The sequence below is a fragment of the Pseudomonas sp. NPDC088368 genome (assembly GCF_044753445.1).
Taxonomy (GTDB): domain Bacteria; phylum Pseudomonadota; class Gammaproteobacteria; order Pseudomonadales; family Pseudomonadaceae; genus Aquipseudomonas; species Aquipseudomonas bambusae.
Map to the genome: position 1 here is coordinate 166,051 of NZ_JBIVNG010000012.1, position 17,906 is coordinate 183,956.

Annotated in this window: 18 protein-coding genes; 7 read left to right on the forward strand and 11 right to left on the reverse strand. The window is 60.9% G+C overall.

Annotated features, from left to right (window positions below):
• Nucleotides 1-44 precede the first annotated feature (44 nt).
• The 4 genes from metF to ACIQAL_RS25330 all read left to right on the forward strand — a co-directional run bounded on the left by metF (nucleotide 45) and on the right by ACIQAL_RS25330 (nucleotide 5,126).
• Nucleotides 45-890, forward strand: a complete 846-nt coding sequence (metF, locus tag ACIQAL_RS25315; RefSeq protein WP_166595721.1) for a methylenetetrahydrofolate reductase [NAD(P)H] — start codon at nucleotides 45-47, stop codon at nucleotides 888-890.
• 107 nt (nucleotides 891-997) lie between these two features.
• Complete coding sequence (locus tag ACIQAL_RS25320) at nucleotides 998-2,080, forward strand: hypothetical protein (RefSeq protein WP_401150303.1); 1,083 nt, start codon at nucleotides 998-1,000, stop codon at nucleotides 2,078-2,080.
• Between the two features lie 83 nt (nucleotides 2,081-2,163).
• Nucleotides 2,164-2,988, forward strand: coding sequence for a substrate-binding periplasmic protein (locus ACIQAL_RS25325; protein ID WP_401150304.1), 825 nt, complete (start codon nucleotides 2,164-2,166; stop codon nucleotides 2,986-2,988).
• Nucleotides 2,989-3,206: 218 nt separating this feature from the next.
• The gene (locus ACIQAL_RS25330) at nucleotides 3,207-5,126 is read left to right on the forward strand and encodes a DEAD/DEAH box helicase (protein WP_341961402.1); all 1,920 of its coding nucleotides are present in this window, start codon (nucleotides 3,207-3,209) and stop codon (nucleotides 5,124-5,126) included.
• Nucleotides 5,127-5,186: 60 nt separating this feature from the next.
• Here ACIQAL_RS25330 and ACIQAL_RS25335 read toward each other — a convergent pair whose 3' ends face one another.
• The 3 genes from ACIQAL_RS25335 to ACIQAL_RS25345 all read right to left on the reverse strand — a co-directional run bounded on the left by ACIQAL_RS25335 (nucleotide 5,187) and on the right by ACIQAL_RS25345 (nucleotide 8,522).
• Nucleotides 5,187-5,783, reverse strand: coding sequence for a YceI family protein (locus ACIQAL_RS25335; RefSeq protein WP_401150305.1), 597 nt, complete (start codon nucleotides 5,781-5,783; stop codon nucleotides 5,187-5,189).
• Nucleotides 5,784-5,812: 29 nt separating this feature from the next.
• On the reverse strand, nucleotides 5,813-6,364 hold the full coding sequence (locus ACIQAL_RS25340) for a cytochrome b (protein ID WP_401150307.1): 552 nt from the start codon (nucleotides 6,362-6,364) through the stop codon (nucleotides 5,813-5,815).
• 379 nt (nucleotides 6,365-6,743) lie between these two features.
• The gene (locus tag ACIQAL_RS25345) at nucleotides 6,744-8,522 is read right to left on the reverse strand and encodes an FAD-dependent oxidoreductase (RefSeq protein WP_401150308.1); all 1,779 of its coding nucleotides are present in this window, start codon (nucleotides 8,520-8,522) and stop codon (nucleotides 6,744-6,746) included.
• A 235-nt stretch (nucleotides 8,523-8,757) separates the two neighbouring features.
• On the opposite strand from ACIQAL_RS25345, the gene ACIQAL_RS25350 reads away from it, so the two are divergent.
• Nucleotides 8,758-10,164, forward strand: coding sequence for an adenosylmethionine--8-amino-7-oxononanoate transaminase (locus ACIQAL_RS25350; RefSeq protein ID WP_401150309.1), 1,407 nt, complete (start codon nucleotides 8,758-8,760; stop codon nucleotides 10,162-10,164).
• 149 nt (nucleotides 10,165-10,313) lie between these two features.
• On the forward strand, nucleotides 10,314-11,033 hold the full coding sequence (locus tag ACIQAL_RS25355; RefSeq protein ID WP_401150310.1) for a 16S rRNA (uracil(1498)-N(3))-methyltransferase: 720 nt from the start codon (nucleotides 10,314-10,316) through the stop codon (nucleotides 11,031-11,033).
• A gap of 165 nt (nucleotides 11,034-11,198) precedes the next feature.
• Here the strand turns inward: ACIQAL_RS25355 and ACIQAL_RS25360 are convergent, their stop codons facing one another.
• Nucleotides 11,199-11,816 carry a hemolysin III family protein gene (locus tag ACIQAL_RS25360; protein WP_401150311.1) on the reverse strand — a complete coding sequence of 206 codons (618 nt, stop codon included), beginning with the start codon at nucleotides 11,814-11,816 and terminating at the stop codon, nucleotides 11,199-11,201.
• Between the two features lie 165 nt (nucleotides 11,817-11,981).
• On the opposite strand from ACIQAL_RS25360, the gene ACIQAL_RS25365 reads away from it, so the two are divergent.
• The gene (locus tag ACIQAL_RS25365; RefSeq protein WP_401150312.1) at nucleotides 11,982-12,902 is read left to right on the forward strand and encodes a LysR substrate-binding domain-containing protein; all 921 of its coding nucleotides are present in this window, start codon (nucleotides 11,982-11,984) and stop codon (nucleotides 12,900-12,902) included.
• A gap of 235 nt (nucleotides 12,903-13,137) precedes the next feature.
• Here ACIQAL_RS25365 and madM read toward each other — a convergent pair whose 3' ends face one another.
• From madM to ACIQAL_RS25400, 7 genes are all read right to left on the reverse strand, one after another.
• Entirely contained in the window at nucleotides 13,138-13,902 is a 765-nt protein-coding gene (gene madM / locus ACIQAL_RS25370) for a malonate transporter subunit MadM (protein WP_166595731.1), read from the reverse strand.
• 1 nt (nucleotide 13,903) lies between these two features.
• Nucleotides 13,904-14,338: a malonate transporter subunit MadL gene (gene madL / locus ACIQAL_RS25375; protein ID WP_401150314.1), complete on the reverse strand. Its 435-nt coding sequence runs from the start codon at nucleotides 14,336-14,338 to the stop codon at nucleotides 13,904-13,906.
• A gap of 63 nt (nucleotides 14,339-14,401) precedes the next feature.
• On the reverse strand, nucleotides 14,402-15,337 hold the full coding sequence (gene mdcH, locus ACIQAL_RS25380; RefSeq protein WP_401150316.1) for a malonate decarboxylase subunit epsilon: 936 nt from the start codon (nucleotides 15,335-15,337) through the stop codon (nucleotides 14,402-14,404).
• Entirely contained in the window at nucleotides 15,334-15,972 is a 639-nt protein-coding gene (locus ACIQAL_RS25385; RefSeq protein ID WP_401150318.1) for a malonate decarboxylase holo-ACP synthase, read from the reverse strand. Before ACIQAL_RS25385 ends, mdcH begins: the two co-directional genes overlap by 4 nt.
• Entirely contained in the window at nucleotides 15,966-16,766 is an 801-nt protein-coding gene (mdcE, locus tag ACIQAL_RS25390) for a biotin-independent malonate decarboxylase subunit gamma (RefSeq protein ID WP_401150320.1), read from the reverse strand. The genes ACIQAL_RS25385 and mdcE overlap by 7 nt, the downstream gene beginning before the upstream one ends.
• Nucleotides 16,763-17,614 (reverse strand): biotin-independent malonate decarboxylase subunit beta, encoded by an 852-nt coding sequence (locus ACIQAL_RS25395; protein WP_401150321.1) that lies wholly within the window; start codon nucleotides 17,612-17,614, stop codon nucleotides 16,763-16,765. Before ACIQAL_RS25395 ends, mdcE begins: the two co-directional genes overlap by 4 nt.
• Nucleotides 17,607-17,906 (reverse strand): malonate decarboxylase subunit delta, encoded by a 300-nt coding sequence (locus tag ACIQAL_RS25400; RefSeq protein ID WP_401150407.1) that lies wholly within the window; start codon nucleotides 17,904-17,906, stop codon nucleotides 17,607-17,609. Before ACIQAL_RS25400 ends, ACIQAL_RS25395 begins: the two co-directional genes overlap by 8 nt.

The following is a 17,906-nucleotide window of genomic DNA, read 5'->3' on the forward strand; positions in this document are numbered from 1 at the left end:
CCCTCTTGCAGCTTGCAGCTCGCGGCTCATAGCTGGAGCCTCTCATGTCCCAAGACCGTCGCTACAGCTTCGAGTTCTTCCCCACGAAGACCGACGCTGGTCATGAAAAACTGCTCGCCACCGCTCGCACGTTGGCTGGCTACAACCCTGACTTCTTCTCCTGCACTTACGGTGCCGGTGGGTCCACGCGCGACCGCACGATCAACACCGTGCTGCAACTGGAAAAAGAAGTGAACATTCCCGCCGCGCCGCACCTGTCGTGCGTCGGAGACAGCAAGGCCGATCTGCGTGGCCTGCTCACTCAGTACAAGGATGCGGGCATCAGCCGTATCGTGGCCCTGCGCGGCGACCTGCCGTCCGGCATGGGCATGGCCAGCGGTGAGCTGCGTCACGCCAACGATCTGGTGAGCTTCATCCGCGAAGAGACCGGCAGCCACTTCCACATCGAAGTCGCCGCTTACCCGGAAATGCACCCGCAAGCGCGCAACTTCGAAGACGATTTGAAGAACTTCGTGCGCAAGGCCAATGCCGGTGCCGACAGCGCCATCACCCAGTACTTCTTCAACGCCGACAGCTATTTCTATTTCGTCGAGCGCGTGCAGAAGATGGGCGTCAGCATTCCGGTGGTGCCGGGGATCATGCCGATCACCAACTACAGCAAACTGGCGCGTTTTTCTGACGCCTGCGGTGCGGAAATCCCTCGCTGGATTCGCAAGCAACTCGAAGCCTACGGCGACGATTCGGCGAGCATTCAGGCGTTCGGCGAACAGGTCATCACAGAGATGTGTGACCGTTTGTTGCAAGGCGGAGCCCCGGGTTTGCACTTCTACACGCTGAATCAGGCCGAACCGAGCCTGGCCATCTGGAACAACCTGCAACTCCCCCGCTAAAGTCGTCGGAATCCCATCGGGATGCTCCGGTCACATTAAGGCAACGTTTCTCCAGCAGGCTTCGTCATGACGAGGCTTGCTGAAGCCTTGATTAAGACGGACATCCAGTGACTTCATTCAGACCTATCCTTGCGCGCCCCCAGCTTGTCTACCTGGTTTTCGGCGCCGACACCTACCATCAGGAAGCCGTGTTCAGCATCGCGAGCGCTTTGGCGCAGGCGGGCGACGGGCGTTCATTCGACATCCAGGTGTTCACCGACAACCCTTCGCCCTATCGCCCATTGCCGGTCCGTGTCCGGGCACTCGACGCCGAGCAACGTCGTGAATGGAGCGGTCCTCATCAATACGCTTTCCGCTGCAAGCATGTCGTCGCCCGCAAGGTGCTGCAGGAGTCGGAAAAAGTCGTGCTGATCGACACCGACACGTTCTTCCAGGACAGCCCCATGAAGCTGTTCGAAAGGGTCCAGCCCGACACCCTCCTCTGCAATGCCTTCCAGTTACGTTACGACGACTGCAAGGAAACCGTGCTCTACACCGCGCTGGCCGAAACGCTGGCGCAGCGGGATCTGGCTGACGATCACATGCGCCTGGTGAATTCAGGTGTGATCGGACTGACCCACGCCAACGTCGCGATACTCGACCGGTCCATCGCACTGATGGACGAGTTCTACCCCATCACGCCGGGCGCCGTGACGCTGGAGGAGTTCTGCCTGGGAGTGGCCACGTACCGGACGCTGAAAATCGATCAGTGCACGGACGTGATTCATCACTACTGGAGTCGCAAGCAAGTGTTCCGTGCCAAGGTTCGCGCCTGGCTGCGCAAACACGAAGATGCGCCCTTGAGTCATGAAGCATTGGCCGATACGCGCAACGTGTCGGCCCGTCTTCCTCGCCCCAGCACATGGCAGCGCTTGCTGTACAAAGGCGCGACACTGGCCGTTCCCAAGGCCCAGCGCCAGTTCATCCGTGAACTGCTCTACGGCTGCTGCGAACACGCTAACGAATTCGACCGGGCCTGCTCGGCGGTCTGGTGGGAGAAGGCGTTTCACAACGCTGAAAAACGCCATAAAGGCCCGATTGCCCCGTCACAGCTGAATCAATGGCTGGAGCACTGGGCGGTGAAACGGTTACTCGGACGCAGGCGCATCGCGATTTATCGGCACCTGGTTCAAGCCCGATCGACGCGTTGAGCATTGAGGTAGAGCGCTCGGGTTTTGCCGCCTCGCAAGTGCCACCTCTTCTATTTGCGGGTCGAGCGTCGTAATCTCCTGCCATGCCTCTAGCCTTCCGCCTATTGTTCGCTGCCCTCCTCGCCTGCCTGAGTTTCAGCGCACTGGGTGAGAAGATTCGCATCGTCACCGAGCCGTGGGCCCCCTATGTGATGGTCGAAAACGGGAAGGCGTCCGGTCTGGACTACGACACCACGGCCATCGTCTTTCAACGACTGGGGATCGACGTGCAGTGGCAGTTCCTGCCCTGGAAGCGCTGCCTGATGATGCTCCAGCAAGGCGAAGCCGATGGCGCGCTGGATATCTTCAAGGTCAGCGAGCGCGACGATTTGTTGCTGTACCCCAGCGAGCCAATGTCCGACGTCAACTGGGTGCTGTTTCAAGCCAACGCCCGCCCGCACCCTTTTAACAGCCTCGACGACCTCAAAGGACTGACGGTGGGCGTTTCGCCGGGCTACCTGTATTCGCCTGAATTCGACAGCTCGACGACCTTTATCCGCGAGCCCGCCCCCAGTCACGAAGCGAACTTCGGCAAGCTGATTCGGGGACGCATCGACTTGCTGGTGACCGACCGCAGGCTGGGCCAGCAGATGCTCGACCAACTCAAGCTCCGGGATCAGGTCAGCCAATTGCCCACTGTATTGAGCACGCGAGAGCAATTTCTTGCAGTGCGCCGTAACGCAGGCATGGATTTACTGGTACAACGTTTCGGTGCCGAGTTGAAACGCTTCAAGCGCGAACCGGCGTATGCGCAATTGGTGGCGCACTACACCGGGGAAACGTTGCAGACGCCACAGCAGTCGCCGACAGTTTCGTCAGCGATCAGCGTGGAAAAAACCGTTGAGCAGCATGAACGCAGCGCGTTGTGATTGCTCTGTTATACTCCGGCCTTCCCGCCAGGCTTATCGCCCGGATGCTCGGTCTCACAGAAGACTTCTCGATCACGTCAGCAGCGCATTCTCTTTCTCGCGCTCATGCCACGAGTTGAACTTACAGACCCCGGGATCGCGCCATTTGAATGCCAATTCGCGCCGCGCAGCTCATTCCTATTCGGGCCACAGTGCCCCAACTTAAGACAGGATTACTCATGTCCTTTGCTTCCCTCGGTCTCTCCGAGGCTTTAGTCAGCGCCATCGAGGCTGCTGGCTATACCCAGCCTACTCCGGTGCAACAGCGGGCCATTCCCGCCGTGTTGCAAGGCCGCGATCTGATGGTCGCCGCTCAGACAGGTACTGGTAAAACCGGCGGTTTCGCCCTCCCGATTCTGGAGCGCCTCTTCCCCGCCGGCCACCCGGACAAATCCCAGCGTCACGGCCCGCGCCAACCACGCGTACTGGTCCTGACCCCAACCCGTGAACTCGCGGCCCAAGTTCACGACAGCTTCAAGATCTACGCCAAGAACCTCAAGTTCGTCAGCGCCTGCATCTTCGGCGGCGTCGGCATGAACCCGCAGGTTCAGGCGATGGCCCGTGGCGTTGATGTCCTTGTCGCCTGCCCGGGTCGCCTGCTTGACCTGGCTGGCCAAGGCAGCGTCGATCTGTCCCACGTCGAAATCCTCGTGCTGGACGAAGCCGACCGCATGCTCGACATGGGCTTCGTTCACGACGTGAAGAAAGTCCTCGCCCGCCTGCCTGCCAAGCGGCAGAACCTGCTGTTCTCGGCCACCTTCTCGGCTGACATCACCGCCTTGGCTGGCAAGCTGCTGCACAACCCGGAACGCATCGAAGTCACGCCGCCGAACACCACGGTCGAGCGTATCGAACAACGCGTTTTCCGCCTGCCCGCCAACCACAAGCGTTCGCTGCTGGCGCACCTGATCACTCAGGGCGCGTGGGAGCAGGTGCTGGTGTTCACCCGCACCAAGCACGGCGCCAACCGTCTGGCCGAGTACCTGGACAAGCACGGCCTGAGCGCTGTGGCGATCCACGGCAACAAGAGCCAGAACGCCCGGACCAAAGCGCTGGCCGATTTCAAGGCCGGCACCGTGCGCATCATGGTTGCCACCGACATCGCGGCACGGGGCCTGGACATCGACCAACTGCCTCACGTGGTCAACTTCGAACTGCCGAACGTCGACGAAGACTACGTGCACCGCATTGGCCGTACCGGTCGTGCAGGCCGTACCGGTGAGGCGATCTCTCTCGTGGCGCCGGACGAAGAGAAGCTGCTGAAAAGCATCGAGCGCATGACCAAGCAGAAGATCGCCGACGGTGATCTGATGGGCTTCGACATCAACGCCGTCGAGGCCGAGAAGCCGGAAGTTCGCGAGCGTCCGGACGTGCGCAACCCGCGCAACGCCCGTGGCCCGCGTGGCGATGGTCCGAACGGCGGCGGTGGTGGTGGCGGTCGCAAGGACAAAGGCAAAGACAAGGGCAAGGAAAAACCGGCAGCCGCCGCAGCCTCGGGCGAACGCCCGGCGCGTCCAGCCCGTCAGCAAAAGCCTCGTCAGGGCACGCCGTCCAACGAGGCGCGTTCGGCACAACAGCCGCCAGCGCCTCGTGCGGACCGCGCACCGGATGAGTTTCTTGATGACGAAGTCGATAACTTCGGCAACCGCGCTGACTACGTGAGCCCTTATCAAGGCAAGAACCAGCAGGGCCGTAACCGTCGTCCTGGTGCCCCGGCCACTGGCGCAGCTCCGGCAGCGCGTGGTCAGGCACCGGGCCGTAGCGGCCCTCGCAGTGGTTCCGGTGGCGGCGCCAGCACAGGTGCCGCCGCAGGTGCAGGCGCGCCTGCCAAGCGCAGTGGCCCGCGCAACGGTTCCGGTCGTGATGGCCAGGCCCGTCGCGAAGACCAACCACGCAACCGTCGTCCGGCTCGCGACGATCAACAGCCTGCTCGTCAGGAGCCGGCCGTTCGTGGTCCTCGTGATGGCCAGCCTGGTCCGAAGATCATGCACAAAGAGTCCAAGAGCGACCGTTTCCCGTCTGCCGAGCTGCTCGATCAACTGCCGAGCCGCCCACGGGGTGAAAAACCTGCCCTGCTGACCCGCAACCGCGAAGGTTAAGCACAGGCTGTAACGAAAACGCCCCGACTGGTTCGGGGCGTTTTCGGTGCTGCAGCCGTGTTACTTGGCTTTGACGCCTTCGAATGAGATGTCGAAGGTGACGGTGTCCGACTGTGGGCCCAGGTCCATCATCTTGCCGAAATCAGAGCGCTTGATGGTGGTGGTGCCGGTGAAGCCGGCACGGTAGCCGCCCCATGGATCCTTGCCTTCACCAATGAATACAGCCTTGATGACGACAGGCTTGGTGACGCCGTGCAGGGTCAGATCGCCAGTCACGTCAGCTGTGTCTTTGCCGTCAGCATTCTTGCCAGTCGACTTGACGCTGGTGGATACGAACGTGGCGGTCGGGTATTTATCGACTTCCAGGAAGTCTTTGCTGCTGATGTGCTTGTTACGCTCAGCCTGGTTGGTGTCAACGCTGGCGGTTTTGATCTCGATGTTGATTTTGCTGTCTTCAGGCTTGGCAGCGTCGAAGCTGAATGTACCTTTCCAGTCCTTGAACGTACCGTGGATGAAGCTGTAGCCCAGGTGGCTGATCTTGAAATCGATGAAGGCGTGCTGGCCTTCTTTGTCGATGGTGTAGTCAGCCGCCATTACCTGACCGGCCGACAGCAGAGCGGTACCCAGAGCCAGTGCAGCAAAAGTCTTTTTCAACATACGTCGTCTTCCTGTTTAGTGAGTCGAATTCAGGCCTTGCGGCCCAGCATGCGAATGAGTGTGGCATCACGATCGATGAAGTGATGCTTCAAGGCGGCCAGCCCGTGGAGTACCGCAAAAATCACCAGCGTCCAGGCCAGATACAGGTGCACTTCGCCAGCCACGTCCGCCTGGTCGGGCAGTCCGCTGATCAGCGCAGGCACTTCAAACAATCCAAACACCGGTATCCCGACGCCTTCGGCAGTGGAAATCAGGTAACCGGCAAACATCACCAGGAACAGATCCAGGTAAAGGAACGCGTGCCCCAGTTTTGCCGCGATACGCACGAATCGGCTGTGGTTCGGCGGAGACGGTGGCGGTGCGCTGATAAGACGCCAGACCACCCGAATCAGCATGAAGAGAAACAGCGTGAGGCCGATGCTCTTGTGCAGATCAGGTCCCGCCTTGCGCCAAGGGTCATAGTAGCCAAGACCGACCATCCACAGCCCCAAGGCAAACATGCCAAACACAGTCAGCGCGACACCCCAATGCAAAACGATGCTGACCCAGCCATATCGAGAAGAAGAGTTGCGTAACTGCATGGTTTCTTTCCTGTAGAAGCTGAGTGGAAGATTATCGGTTTATCTATCGAAAGAAAGCGCAAAATACTGCTTTGAAATATCAAGGAATACGATAGAAACGGGTCGTCGTATTTTTCCTTTGGCTGGATTAACGGAACATTATGGAATCCCTCATTCCTGTAGGAGCCAGCTTGCTGGCGAAGGCGGTGGTTCAGCCAATATTGGGGTGTCCGGGCTGACGCTTTCGCCAGCAAGCCGGCTCCTACACGTTCAGCGCCCACATGCTTTCGCGAATAAATTCGCGCCCACCGGGTGTACAACACTCTAGACGTCGCTTTTATTCGCGGGCAAAAAAAGCGCGGTATCAAACCGCGCCTTTCTCATTGCCTCATCTCAACGATCAGTTTTTGCTGTCCGTTGCCGGAGCTGCCGCTTTGTCGGCGGCTGGCTTCGCCGGGGCCTTCTTCGCGGCATCGGCTTTGGCAGGTGCCTTGTGGGTGGCAGTTGGCTTCGCAGGGGCCTTTTTCGCAGGCTCCTTTTTGGTCGGTTCTTTCTTCGCCGGAGCCTTTTTCGCAGGCTCGGCAGGTTTGGCGGGCTCGACCACCGGCGCAGGCGGCGGCGTGACAGGCGCTGGAGCCGGGGCAGGAGCAGGCGCCGGAGCAGGCTCTGGCGCTTTTTCGGCCGGTTTCGGCTCTGGTTTGGAACCGCCGAACAGGTTGGAGAAGAAGCCGCCGATGCCGCCGCTGCTTTCTTTCGCAGGCTCTGGCGCTTTCGGTGGGGCGACCTTCACTGGCTCGAACGACTTGCCCGCTGCCAGATCCTGCACTTGGCTGGCCGCACGCTGACCGGTGCGCAGCGCGCCTTCCAATGTGCCCGGGTACAGGCTGTCGGTGTGCTCGCCCGCGAAGGCTACACGCTGCAACGGTTTTTCCCACAGGCGCCAGTACTTGCTGATCTGGCCAGGGCCGAACGCCAGGTAGGCACCGCCCGTGGAAGGATCGACGCTGGAGCGACGGATTTCGTAACCGGTGAATGCACCGCGCGCCTGAGGGTAGAAGGCGTGCAGACGGATCAGCACCTGATCCACCATCTGTTTGTCGCCGAAGGCCTGCATGATGCGGGCGTTGTCGCCGGACAGATTGATCACGGCATTGGCGCCGCCCTTCAAAGCAGGCTCGATCCAGAGCATGCCCAGCCCGGTGTTGCTGTAGATTTCGCCGGACATGCGGGCCTTGCTGTCCCAGACCGGGGTCTTGAACTTGAGCATGATCTGGTCATGCCAGCCGTAGTTGGTGCTCTTGATCGCGCCCTGATGCTGAGCGTCCAGCGCCGGGGTCAATGTGATCTTGCTCAATGCGCGCAGCGGCACCGCAAGCACCACATACTCCGCCTCGTAACCCACCGAACCGACTTTGACGGTGACGCCGTCCTTGTCCTGGTTGATGGCCGAGACCGGCGAGTTGGTCTTGATCACTTTCAGCTGTTTGACGAACGCCTCGGCCAACACGGCGCTGCCACCCGGCAGACGGGCCGCACGGCGGTCGCGGTCATCGATATCACGGCTTACGCGGGCTTGCTGTGCGAGGTACAGCAACGACAGGCGCGAAGGCTCGTCATAGCGTGTACGAATCTGCTGATTGATCAATTGACGAGCGGTTGGCGGGAGGGCCAGACGGTCGAGCCAGTTGGCGACGTTGATCTGGTCCAGCGCAAACAGCGTGCTGTTGGCAGCCGGATTCAGAGGGTCGGTGATCGAACGGGCCATGTCGTCCAGCGCCGCTTCGTAGCGTTTGATCGCTTCGGCCGTGGCGGGCTGTTTGGTGGCCAGATCGGCAGCGGAGAAGTACTCGCCTTCGATCAGATAACCCGGTGTGCGCACGAACTCCGGCGCAGGCACCGGGCTGAGCTTGAAGCGATCCAGGTATTGGTTGAGCACCGGCTGCGCCTTGGCGTTGCCAATCCACTCGCTGCCCGCCAAGCCGGATCGACCACCGACCGTGGGTTTGGCTTCCAGCAGCGTGACTTGCCAGCCTTTGTTTTGCAGCTCGTAGGCCGCCGTCAGACCTGCAAGACCGCCACCGACCACAATGGCCGTATGGGGTTTATCCACAGCGAGCGCCGAAGCGCTGACCAGCCCAACCATCACCAGCGCACAGGCGCGCAGCCAACCAGAAAGCATTCAGCAAACTCCGGAATAAAACGTAGGAATTGTCGGGCTTTATCGCTCGATTCTTCAAAGAGCGCGAAGAATACGCCAGCCGGGAGAGGCCCGCCAGCAATGTCCGTCGGCGTTATTTCTGGCGTCAGCTATCCGAGAAAAGAAGGCATCAAAGGTTGTCCCGTTGCCGTGCATTGCATAGGCTTGCGCGATTGTTTTGCCTCGCCGAGTGCGAGCCGCCAGCTGGAGATGACCGATGGGCCTTAATAACGACTGGATGCAGCGCGACCTCAAGGTGTTGTGGCACCCCTGCACCCAGATGAAAGACCATGAAAACCTGCCGCTGATCCCGATCAAACGGGGTGAAGGGGTGTGGCTGGAAGACTTCGAAGGCAAACGTTACCTCGACGCCGTCAGCTCGTGGTGGGTCAATGTGTTCGGCCACGCCAACCCGCGCATCAATCAGCGCGTCAAGGATCAGGTCGATCAGCTTGAACACGTGATTCTGGCCGGTTTCAGTCATCAGCCGGTGATCGAGCTGTCCGAGCGCCTCGTCGCCATGACGCCCGAGGGCCTGACCCGCTGCTTCTACGCGGACAACGGCTCGTCCTGCATCGAAGTCGCGTTGAAAATGAGCTTTCACTACTGGCTCAATCGCGGCAAACCGGAAAAGAAACGCTACGTTACCCTGACCAACAGTTATCACGGCGAAACCGTAGCGGCGATGTCGGTGGGCGATGTACCGCTGTTCACCGAAACCTACAAGGCGCTGCTGCTGGACACCATCAAGGTGCCAAGCCCGGACTGCTATTACCGGCCTGAGGGCGTGAGCTGGGAAGAACACACCCGCACGATGTTCGCGGTGATGGAACAGACGCTGGCGGACAACCATGACACGGTCGCGGCAGTGATCATCGAGCCGCTGATCCAGGGCGCGGGCGGCATGCGCATGTACGACCCGATCTACCTCAAGCTGCTGCGTGAGGCGTGTGATCGCTACGGCGTGCACCTGATTCATGACGAGATCGCGGTAGGCTTCGGTCGCACCGGGACGATGTTTGCCTGTGAGCAAGCCGGTATTCGTCCGGATTTCCTGTGCCTGTCAAAAGCCCTGACCGGCGGTTACCTGCCGCTGGCGGCGTGCCTGACCACGGATGACGTCTACGCTGCTTTTTATGACGACTACCCGACCCTGCGCGCCTTCCTGCACTCGCACAGCTACACCGGCAACCCGCTGGCCTGCGCGGCGGCACTGGCGACGTTGGACATCTTCGAGCAGGACAACGTCATCGAGAACAACAAGGCGCTGGCCCAGCGGATGAAGACCGCGACAGCGCACTTGGTGGATCACCCGAACGTCGCCGAAGTACGTCAGACCGGGATGGCGCTCGCCATCGAGATGGTGCAGGACAAGGCCACCAAAACGGCCTATCCGTGGCAGGAACGTCGCGGTCTGAAAGTCTTCGAACATGCCCTGACCCGTGGCGCGCTGCTGCGACCGCTGGGGAGCGTGGTGTATTTCCTGCCGCCGTACGTGATCACGCCGGAGCAGATCGACTTCCTCGCCGAAGTGGCCAGCGAAGGCATCGACATCGCGACCCGCAGCAGCATCAGCGTGGCGGTACGTGAGAACTTCCATCCTGAGTTTCGTGATCCGGGTTGATGGGAATACAGAAACAACCTGTGGGAGCGAATTCCTTCGCGAAAGGGGGCACATCCGATGGAGACGTACCGGTCGAAACATCGATTCGCGAATGAATTCGCTCCCACAGGAAAATGCGCAGTACCTGAAAAATTCACAGAGAAACAACCATGAGACTCTCCCGCTTTTTCATCGACGCCACCCTGAGCATGGGTGAGCACGAACTCCCCGAAGCCCAGGCCCATTACATCGGCCGAGTGTTGCGCATGGCCGAGGGCGATGCGGTACAACTGTTCGACGGTTCCGGCCAGGAGTTTCGTGCCACATTGGTGGAAGTCGGCAAGAAGCGGGTACGCGTTCAGGTGACCGAAAGCTTCGCGGGCCTCGCCGAATCGACCTTGCAGATTCACCTCGGCCAAGGCCTGTCTCGCGGCGAGCGCATGGATTGGGCGATTCAGAAAGCCACCGAATTGGGCGTCACGCAGATCACCCCCATCGTCAGCGAGCGCTGTGAAGTGCGCCTCAAGGATGAGCGGGCCGAGAAACGTCAGGCGCACTGGCAACAAATTGCGATCAGCGCCTGCGAGCAATGCGGGCGCTCCGTGGTGCCGGTGGTCAACCCGCCGGTTACGCTGAGCGACTGGCTCAAGCACACCGAGGCTGACTTGAAGCTGGTCCTGCACCCGGTGGCCGAACCGCTGGTGAGTCATGAAAAGCCGGGCACGCTGGCGTTTCTGATCGGGCCGGAGGGCGGTTTGAACGACGCGGAAGTGGATCAGGCGCAAGACGCCGGTTTCCACGCCGCCCGCCTCGGCCCGCGCGTGCTGCGCACCGAGACCGCGCCTGTCGTCGCGTTAAGCGTGGCGCAGCAGTTGTGGGGGGATTTTTAAGGGCCGGGTGTCAAACCCGACATCGGCAGTAACACCGCACCCTGTGGGAGCGAATTCATTCGCGAAAGAGGTACATCCGATAGAGATGGGCCGTCTGGAACATCGATTCGCGAATGAATTCGCTCCCACAGATTTGCGACCGCCCGCGAGACCGGATACGGACGCTTAAAGCACGTAGCGAGTGATCGCCACAAAGTGCAGCAAACTCCCGGCAATCACAAACAAATGCCAGATGCCGTGCCAATGCCGAAAGCGCTTGTCGTAGGCGAAGAAAATAATCCCCACGGTGTACAGCACGCCGCCCAGCGCCAGCCAGGTAAACCCCGCCGTTCCCAGCGCGGCCATCAGGGGTTTCACCGCCACCAGCACAATCCAGCCCATCACCGCGTAGATCACGATGGACATCACCCGCGCCTCTGAGCGGGGCTTGATTTCCTGAAGGATGCCGATCACCGCCAGCCCCCAAACGATGCCGAACAGCGTCCAGCCCCACGGCCCGCGCAGGGTCACTAGGCAGAACGGCGTGTAACTGCCTGCGATCAGAAAATAGATCGAAAAGTGATCGACCTTCTGCATGATCACCTTCGCCCGCCCCCGAACACTGTGGTACACGGTCGAGGCGCTGTACAGCACCACCAGCGCCACGCCATACACCGCCACGCTGACGATCTTCCACACATCACCGGCAAGGCTTGCGATCACCAACAACCAGACCGCACCGATGGACGCCAGCACCGCACCCACAAGGTGGGTCCAGGCGTTGAATTTCTCTCCGTAGTACATCCGCAAAAAACCTCTCTCAGTTGTACGACACTCGACAAGGCTCCAGCTTATGACCCAAAAGCGCAATGCATGTGTCAGTGTTAATGAGAATTTAATGCAGCCAGTCGGGTGTCAGTTGGGCACAATCAGCGGCTCGAACAACAAGAAAGGTCTGGAAGCGCCACGATGCAGATCGACGAAGAACTGACCCTCAAGAAGCTGGAGATTTTTCTGGCGTTCATGCGCACCGGCAATCTGGCCCGCGCCGCCGCGGAATTGCAGACCAGCACCGTCAGCGTTCACCGGGCGATTCACTCGCTGGAAAACGCCTTGCGCTGCCCGCTGTTCAAACACGAGGGGCGCAACCTGACGCCGCTGGAAAGCGCCTACGTGCTGGAAGAAAGGGCACAGAAGCTGGTGCAGGACGTGTTGAGCACGGTTGAACAGACGCGCGCGGCGGCAGGGTTTTCGGCGGCGCGGTTTAAGCTGGGCGCGCTGTATTCGTTAACGGTGAAGACTGTGCCGCAGCTGATCATGGGCCTGAAGCTCCGCCGCAGCGAGCTGAATATCGACCTGATTCTGGGATCGAACATCGACCTGTTCTACAAGTTGAAGAACATGGAAGTGGACGCGATCCTCGTCTCGCTGAACGAAAGCGTCAGCGACCCGGATTGCGAACAGCTGCCGCTGTTCTCCGACGACATTTTCCTCGCCACCCCTGCTGATTCGCCGTTTGCGCAACAGGCGGAAGTGGACCTCGCTGACCTGCGGGAAATGACGTTCATCACCCTGACCCAAGGCTTCGCCACTCACCGCGACGGCACGCGAGTGTTCGAACAGGCGGGTTTTGAGCCGAAGGTGGCGATGCAGGTGAACGACATCTTCACGCTGCTGAGCATGGTCAGTTCAGGAGTCGGGTACGCATTGCTGCCGGGGCGAATTGCAGCCGTCTATGAAAACCGCGTGCGCCTGATACCGCTGCAAGCGCGTTACCGCATGCAGCAGCACATTGGCTTGGTGTTCCTCAAAGCCCGTGAGCGCGACCCGAATCTGCTGGCGTTGCTGGCGGAATGCCGGATGTATTCGAATCGGTTGGAGCAAATCTGACGATCACTGCGGGCCTCTGCCTGGCGTGCTTGTACGCTTTTGATTCTGCCCGGAGGGCGTAGGAGCCGCCGGGGTGGCGCTCCACCTTGCCGACGATCTGCCGCGAACCGGCAGCAAACCCTGCCGATTCGCTCTTTCTGCCCTTACCGAGGTTTCTGGTTTTGTGAGCGCTTCGCACTCAATCGTCAGCAAGCTGGACTCCCACGGCCTCCGGCCAGAATCAACAACAGGGCGCTTAACCCAAAATCCCGCGCACGATGAAATACAGCAACGAAGGCCCGAGCAAGCAGCCCAGCCCGGTATGGAACGTCGCCGTCAGCGCGCCGTACGGCACCAACCGACGATCCGTCGCCGCCAGACCCGCCGTCACGCCGCTCACCGTACCGGCCAACCCACCAAACACCATCGCCGAGCGCGGGTTATCCAGGCCCATCCAGCGCGCCGCCATCGGGGTGCCGACCATCACCAGAATCGCCTTGATCAACCCGGTGGCAATCGACAGCGCCATCACGTCAGAGCTTGCGCCCAGTGCCGCACCGGTCACTGGCCCGACGATGTACGTTACGGCGCCCGCGCCAATGGTGGTGATGCTCACTGCATCGCGATAACCGAACGCATAAGCCACGCAGCAACCGACGATGAATGGCAAAACGGTGCCGAGGAACAACGAAAACGCGCCGATCAAACCGGCCTTTTTCGCCTCGGTGGCCTGCACTTCAAACGCCGTGGCGACGATAGCGAAATCGCGCAGCATCGCGCCGCCCATCAGGCCGATCCCGGAAAACAGCGCCAAATCCGCCAGGCCCTTTTGCCCGCCGGTCATCACTCCGCCGACCCACGCCAGCACCAGGCCAATCACGATGGCAATGGCCGAGCCGTGAATACGCCCGAACGTCAGGCGCTTGGACAGCACCACGGAAATCCACATCACCACGCCAACCACTGCGAAAGCAGTGACGAGGCCCTGACTGATCAGGTCTTTCTGAATGAGATCCCACATATCAACGGCCTCCCGCTGGCGTTACGGTCGGCACGATTACCGGCGCCGGAATAACAGGGTCGTCTTCTTTGGGCAAGGGTTCGCCCTTGTTGGTGCGGCTGATGAGCGCAATCGTGCAGCCACAGATGATCACCGAACCAATCGCAGCGATCACTGCAATCGGGCCGCCTTTCAAGGCTGTGACTACGTTTTGCTGGGCAGCCATGGCCACGACCACCGGAATGTACATCGCGCCCCAGAAGCCGACGCCCATTTCACAGCCTTCGCTCATGCCACCGCGTTTTTGCATGTAGAGACGGGCGCAGATCAACAGGATCATCGCGATCCCGACACCGCCCACGTTGGATTTGACGCCCAGCAGCACGCCGAGCAAGTCACCGAGAATCACCCCCGCGAGGGTGCAGATAGCCAGTAACGCAACGCCATAAATCACCATTGTTCTTATCCTCACTGTGCATCGTCGAAGTTGTTGTTTTTGTGTTCTTCGAAAGCAGCCGGTCTATGGGTGGCGAAGGTCCTCCTCTCGCGACAGGGCGCTCAATGTGTCCAGCCGGGCGCCCTGAAAAGCGACAACCGACCCTTGTTCAAACGTTTTTCGCGCCAGGCCCGTCAGCACGGTGCCGGGCGGCATTTCAATGTGCAGGCGCACGCCACGCTCGTAGGCGGTTTGCACGGTGCTGCGCCAGTCGATGACCCGACACATGTTGAACGCCAGGTCGTCGCGTAATTTGTCGGCCGTGAACAACGGGCGGGCGTTGCTGCCGCTGAGGTATTTCACGGTCGGGGCCTGAATCGAGACCGCTGCGAATGCGTCGGACAGGACTTGTGCAGGTTCACTCAGCAGCTCGCAATGGGACGGCACGCTGACGGCCAGCCGTTTGGCCGCAGCGGCGCCCTGCCCTTTTGCCAAGGCCGCAACGCTGGCCATCGCTTGATCACTGCCCGCGATGACGAACTGGTTGTCGGCGTTGATATTGGCCAGGTACACCGGCGTGCTTTCGCCGTGTATTTGCTGCACCAAGGACTCGACCGCGCCTTGATCCAGGCCGATCAACGCGGTCATGCCGTAGCCCTGTAGATACGCGTTTTGCATCAGTTCGCCACGCAGCGCCACCAAGCGCACGGCATCGGCAAAGCTCAGCGCCCCGGCAATCACCGCCGCCGGATACGCACCAATCGAAAGGCCGGCGACGTAATCGGGTTTGATGTCTTGAGCCATCAACAACCGCGAGCAAGCGACCCCTGCAATCAACAGACACAACTGAACAGCGCGGGTCGACTGCAGCGCTTGGGCGGAGTCCAGATCGAGCACGTCCTCATTCAACGCATCGCTGGCTTCACGCAGGCATTCGCCGATCAGAGGTTCGCTCGGCAGCGCGTGCAGCATGCCCGCCTGCTGCGCCCCCTGACCGGGAAATGCCCACAAGCTGCTCATGCTGCGCGCTCCTGAGGCTGCCATGGATTGCTGACCAATCGCGCGCCATCGTCGGCCTTGAGCAAAACCTGACGCGCCGACCCGGCCCACTCACGCAAGGCAACGGCACCGAAGGGGGTTTGCAGTTGCAGGTCGATTCGGCATATCGCGCTGTCCAGCGCGGTCACCCATTCAGCGGCCTGTTCGCGACTGAAGCGTTGATCCGTACGCAGAATCAGGTCGAGGTCGCTGTCCATATGCAGCACGTTGATGCCCGTGGCCAGCTCAAAACCCGCACTGCCTGCGACACCCCATGGCAACGCCACGGCGTCGAGGAAAGGCCGAATCTGTTTCAGCGCACGCAAGGCGGGCCAGTCGGATTCGACCTTTTCCACAGCCTCCACCAACTGCTCAGGCTTAACCTGCCGCGCGAGATCGGACAGCTTCATCACCGTGGCAAAACGCTGATCCCGAGAACGCCCACGCACACCCACTGCCACAAGACCTTCATCGACCTGCGCCCGACGCACCACGAGCGGATGCCCCATGCTCACCACCTCGACCACCCACGCCGGAGCGCCGGCAGGCAAGGCAGCCACAGGCATACCCCACAACAGATCGTGCGGTTGCACGGGCAGATGAGCGTTCATTACCACTGCGCCCGCAGCAGTTCACGCACCTTGGAAGAAGCCGCCCGGTTCGGCGCACCCAGTCGCGAACTCAGGTCGTTGCCGCTGCCTCGAACGTCTTTCACTGCGGCGATCAGGCATTCCTGCACGGCGGTGATATCGCCAGCGGAAGGCTGTTCAATCTGGCTCACCGACAGGGTTTCCCAGAGCAGGCCCAATCCCGCGTAACTGTCGATGTCATAGGCCATCGGCGGAATGCTCGCGGCGAGTTTTTCCAGTTCTTCGACGCTGCGCAATGTCACCCGCGCCGCCGATGCCTTGCCCATCGCGTGCACCATCACGCCGGGATCGCGCAGGGCAATCAGGCGATTAGCCTGGTAGCCGTGAGCGAGGAACGCGCCGGACATCGCCTTGCCCACCAGCAAGCCAATCACCGGATGCCCGGCCAGACGAGCGCGAGCGTACGCATCAACGGCTCCGGCCAGCGCCTGATGAATGCCCAGGGCTTCTTCGCGACGACCATAGGCTTGGCTCGGTACATCGATGATCGCGATCAACGCCCGCTTTTGTGGGTTTTGGCGATCCAGTTCGATGGCGGCATCCACAGCCTTCGCCAGGCCCCAGCCTTCCAGCAGTCCGACTTCACCGTTTTGCGCACGAGGAAAACGGTTGTCCGCGTCTGCGACTACGGCCAGAAACCGTGCAGGCTGACCGCCCAATTGGCCGTCGGCGGCTTTCACGGACGTAGGCAGGCCGACGACCTCGGCAGCGCCCGCGCTCAGCGCGTTGAACCAGTTCAAACCACGGCTTGATGCACTCATGGCTGTTCTCCTTGATACAGCGCACGCACAGCGGCGGGCTCAATCTGCGACGTGGTGTCCAGCGCCGACAGACGTTGCAGGAACACGCCGTATTGGCTGCTGCGCTCCTGTTCGGGTTTGCCTTTTTGCAGCAACGTTTCCACCTGCTGCGAAATAGCCGCGATATCGTCAGGGACGTAGGCGTCTACCAAACCGCTGGCAAAGCGCTGCTCGCCACCGGTGAGGCTCCAGATGAAAGGCCGGTCGCGGGAGTCGTACTCTTCGATGCCCGCTTCCTGTTCGATCACCTGCGGGCCGTTCAATCCGAGGCGCGCTTCCTGAGTCACCACCAAATAACTGCACAGCCCCGCTGCGATGGACATGCCGCCGAAGCAACCGACGCTGCCCGCCACCACACCGATCACCGGCTGATAACGACGCAGATCGACAATGGCTGCGTGAATCTCGGCAATCGCGGCTAAACCCAGATTGGCCTCCTGCAAACGCACGCCGCCGGTTTCCAGCAGCAACACCGCTGCGGTGGGGACGCCTTTACGATTGTCTTCTGCCGCCAATTCCAGCGCGCCGGCCATTTTTGCGCCGCCGACCTCGCCCATGCTTCCGCCCTGAAAGGCGCCTTCGATGGCGCAGATCACCACCGGCTGGCCGCCTATCGAACCCTTGGCGACGATCACGCCGTCATCGGCTTGAGGCACCACGCCCTGCTTCGCCAGCCAGGGCGAGGTGACGCGGGCAAACGGGTCGATCAATTCGCGAAAACTTCCTTCGTCGAGCAAGGCGCGGGCACGCTGCCGGGCGCCGAGTTCGACGAAGCTGTGCTGTTTCAACAAGCGAGTGCTGTCAGTCATGACCGATCTCCTCGAAGCCTTGCTCCAGACGCAGACGCACCACGCCCGGGGTCGCGCCGAAATCGTGGATGTCGATGCTCAGCGCAGGCGGGGTCTGGCCGTCGAACATGCGCTCGAACAGGTTTTGCCAGCGCGCCGAGCTGCCGTTAACGGAAGTCAGCACCTGAATCGTCAATTTGCCGGGCACACCGGGTTCCAGCAGCACTTCCAGATCGCCAGACCCGACACAACCCACCAACGCACGGCCAAGTGGCGGCTGACCGGCGGGGAATTCAAAGGACAAGGTTTCCAT